A 2,515-nucleotide genomic window follows, 5' to 3' on the forward strand; every position below is an offset into this window, starting at 1 on the left:
CCCCCACATCCCCGGCACTCAAACTGATATCCCCGACCAGAGATTTTCCGTTAATTCTCCTGCCACTTGGCACCGCATTATTCGCCTTTTGCACCGTTTCCACCAAACCAACATTTTCTATAATCCATAAACTGACAGCATTCTTTGCCAGGGTAGCGGTTTAAAGCATTCAACAGGATTCAATCTGGTAAAAATCGGGCATATCCGCGAATCAATAAATAACCAAGATGGTGATTTTGAGAGGAGTACATTAACCATGAGGGAATTATGAACATCTTTTGGGTGATAAATCGGCGGATTTGCATAGTCCAATTTGATAAGCCGATATGGTAAATCTGGTAGATTTGTTGTTGGTCATCTCATAACAGATTCTGTACATTTCTTTGAAAAATTAGCCTTTGAGCCAATATTTACCGAAACTAACAAAAGTGAAGTATGACCGGCTGATTAAAAAACTGGCGGAAAACCCGCGGATCCTACGGGAACCGGATACAAAGCCCCTTGGTGATGGGCTTCACGAGATCCGCACAATGGGTAACGACATCGCTCGCGGCATTTGGGTTTATGAATCGGGTGGCAAGATCTATATGCTCCACATCTTCATTAAGAAAACCCAAAAGACACCAAAAAACGAAATCGAGCTAGCTAAACAAAGACTGGAGGAAATCAAACGTGAAATTGAAAACTCATGACGAATTACACGCTGAATGGATGAAAGACCCGGAGTACCGGGCAGCATACGAGGCAGAAGAGCGAAAAGAAAAATTACAGGCGCTGCTGGCTGAATGGCGTCGCAATGCAGGTATCACACGTGCCCAAGTAGCAGAACGTATGGGGGTTAAGCCGCCGACCGTCTCTCACATGGAAAGCAATATAAATAAGGCCAGCATAGATACCCTCGCTCGTTATGCCCGAGCTTGCAGTGTCGAAAAACTCCAAATAACTCTTTAATTTTAGCCACATCCCCCAGTATTTTTATTATGAAATTTGATTAAGATACCGGGCATTAGGGTTAACGTATTACGCGATAGTGATACTCTCCACCCTACAGAGGCTGCCGCAAAAGCTAACCCTTATCAACTAAGATCTGGGTTCCTATTCCAAACACAGATCCTCTATGACCACATTCTTACGACAACTGACGCATTCCGAGCAATCACTCCCTGAATTTTGGGCGTGGACCTGCTGTGATATCCCATTTTTCAACATCATGTACTGGAAAATCTCTTAACCATTATTTTGACATCGTTCACTTGAGATAAATAAATTCACTTCATGTGTATGCGTGTGTATATTGATCTCAGGTTGGGAGAATATATGAAATCAACTGACCTGATAAAAGAGCTGACTGCCGTTGGGTGTGAACTTAGAAGGCATAACGGAGGGAGTCACCAAATTTGGTGGTCACCTATAACCGGAAAGACGTTCCCGGTCCCGCATCCTAAAAAAGATCTGCCTGTCGGCACCGTCAAATCTATAAAGAAAATGGCGGGGATTTAATCCCCGCCGACTTTGGAGGTCATCATGTTTTTCTCAGTAGGTGTTGAGTTGCCGGAAGACGAAAATACAGCGTATGGTCTGGTTATTCCTGCGCTGTGTACCGAAGATTATGGCTGTTTCTCTGCTGCTGACGATAAAGAAGATATTGCGATAATGGCGCGTGAGGCTATCTTGTTAACAGTAGAAGATATGGTCGCAAACAGTAGAGCCGTTGAACAAATTCAGGATGCTGGCTATTTGGTTTATGCAAAAAACAAAGAATATCAATATGTTGATAGCTGGTTTGTTATCGATGTTGATTTATCTGAATTTTCTGGAAAACAGCAGCGTATTAATATCTCACTACCTGATACACTTATTCAGCGTATTGATAATCGTGTCAAAGAAAGTCCGGCACAATATCGAGACAGAAGCCACTTTTTGGCTGAAGCGGCAAGGCATGAACTCAGTTAATACTATGGTGCATGGATGCATCATAGCGTTAAAACGTGTTTAATTGATCCCCCGTAATATCGTATGAAAGTAAAGCTCGAATCATAAACGCTGAGTCGTCTTTGTGGATCGGAAAATAACCAAAATGACGATTCAGGAAGAAATTTATTAGCTGTGAGGGAGTTATAAGCAAGATGAATAAAACCACGAGTAAACTCACCAACGCTTGTACTGATTTGTGAGATTTATGCTTTATGGTCATTCACGAAAATCAGTATCACTACAAAATGATACAATATGTTGCTAATTAACCTGAACTTCGCTTAAGAAGAAAATAAAAATATCTGAGATACGATCAACATTTTTGTCAAATAAAATTTAAGACATCTCAGTCAGCTCGGTTTCTTGCTTAATATTCCTTCAATATAAAAGAAAGTATGCTACCATTCACTGATGAAGAAAAAAAATACACCAACGCCACATGACGCTGTTTTTAAAAAGTTTTTAAGTCATATCGATACGGCCAGAGACTTCCTGGAGATTCATTTGCCTGCGACATTACGGGCAGTTTGTGATCTGGATA

Annotated in this window: 5 protein-coding genes; all 5 read left to right on the plus strand. The window is 41.4% G+C overall.

Annotated elements, in window-relative coordinates; all coding sequences use genetic code 11:
- Positions 1-398: 398 nt before the first annotated feature.
- Complete coding sequence (locus ABR397_RS22260) at positions 399-692, plus strand: type II toxin-antitoxin system RelE/ParE family toxin (protein ID WP_407072899.1); 294 nt, start codon at positions 399-401, stop codon at positions 690-692.
- Positions 673-951, plus strand: coding sequence for a helix-turn-helix domain-containing protein (locus ABR397_RS22265; protein WP_350307618.1), 279 nt, complete (start codon positions 673-675; stop codon positions 949-951). The genes ABR397_RS22260 and ABR397_RS22265 overlap by 20 nt, the downstream gene beginning before the upstream one ends.
- A gap of 366 nt (positions 952-1,317) precedes the next feature.
- On the plus strand, positions 1,318-1,500 hold the full coding sequence (locus ABR397_RS22270) for a type II toxin-antitoxin system HicA family toxin (RefSeq protein WP_350307619.1): 183 nt from the start codon (positions 1,318-1,320) through the stop codon (positions 1,498-1,500).
- A gap of 24 nt (positions 1,501-1,524) precedes the next feature.
- Positions 1,525-1,953: a type II toxin-antitoxin system HicB family antitoxin gene (locus tag ABR397_RS22275; RefSeq protein ID WP_350307620.1), complete on the plus strand. Its 429-nt coding sequence runs from the start codon at positions 1,525-1,527 to the stop codon at positions 1,951-1,953.
- Positions 1,954-2,385: 432 nt separating this feature from the next.
- Positions 2,386-2,515 (plus strand): Rpn family recombination-promoting nuclease/putative transposase (locus tag ABR397_RS22280; protein WP_350307621.1); only part of this gene is annotated, 130 nt, incomplete at its 3' end.

It is taken from the genome of Photorhabdus viridis (assembly GCF_040256935.1).
GTDB classification, from domain to species: domain Bacteria; phylum Pseudomonadota; class Gammaproteobacteria; order Enterobacterales; family Enterobacteriaceae; genus Photorhabdus; species Photorhabdus viridis.